This is a genomic window from Clostridium sp. FS41, assembly GCF_000954015.1.
Lineage (GTDB): Bacteria > Bacillota > Clostridia > Lachnospirales > Lachnospiraceae > Enterocloster > Enterocloster citroniae.
This window is the reverse complement of the sequence record NZ_JYHN01000031.1, coordinates 1-792: the sequence shown is the minus strand read 5'-3', so window position 1 is coordinate 792 and position 792 is coordinate 1. Positions and strand designations below refer to the sequence as shown.

Sequence of the window (792 nt, the reverse complement as noted above, 5' to 3'; positions counted from 1 at the left end):
GCAGTGGGGGAACTGCTGGCAGAGCAGCCACACACCAAGATGCCCATTTAGCGGACTAACTATTTACCAAAAAAACGGAAACAGTAAAGGTTTTTACTGAAATAAGAGGAGATGGTAAAGTGGCAAATTTAGTGGAGATAGCAGGAGCATTTGATGTGTCGGTCACATGCTTTGCCAGTATGCTTGGATATACCAAGCCAGGATTATATGAAGCCGTAAAAAAGCATAACTCAGGCGGAAGGATGGCAGCGGCAATTAAGCGGATAAAGAAAGATAGCGATTACCTCTATGACCTGGATTTAAAACATGCACAGGGGAATAGGAAGCGCCGGGAAGCTGCTATTAATGAACTGGCAGAGGCATGTGGGCTTATAAGCCCTGTAAAAAGAGAAGAAAGTGCCCATTTAGCGGAGGACGGGAACCATGGGATTAGAAGTATTTGATCATTATGAATGTGATGGCCAGATAGAATTATCTGCGACACAGGAGGAAAATATGGGGACAGACAGACGGGTAGCAAAAAGATTTTACGAACTTTACAAAGCATGTCGGAAGACAGAGGAAGAAAAAAGAAACAAATGGATGGAGATTGCCGAGATGTGGAAAGAGTCCGGTTATATAGATGGAGCACTTGGAGACCGGGTAGAGGCCGCGCAAAAAGAATACACCGAGGCGCAGGAGGAGACCAATATGTTTGCGAGGCTGGCGCTGGACTGCATCCCAGAAGACTAGAAGTGGTAAACACAGATTTAGCGGAGGAGGCAGAGGGATGATTGAAGAAGGAATCGCTGT

2 protein-coding genes are annotated in these 792 nt (G+C 45.8%); both read left to right on the top strand.

Annotated features, from left to right (window positions below; genetic code table 11):
• Window positions 1-119: 119 nt before the first annotated feature.
• Window positions 120-443, top strand: coding sequence for a hypothetical protein (locus tag CLFS41_RS04280; RefSeq protein WP_045091572.1), 324 nt, complete (start codon window positions 120-122; stop codon window positions 441-443).
• Window positions 424-732 carry a hypothetical protein gene (locus CLFS41_RS04275; protein ID WP_045091571.1) on the top strand — a complete coding sequence of 103 codons (309 nt, stop codon included), beginning with the start codon at window positions 424-426 and terminating at the stop codon, window positions 730-732. Before CLFS41_RS04280 ends, CLFS41_RS04275 begins: the two co-directional genes overlap by 20 nt.
• Window positions 733-792 lie beyond the last annotated feature (60 nt).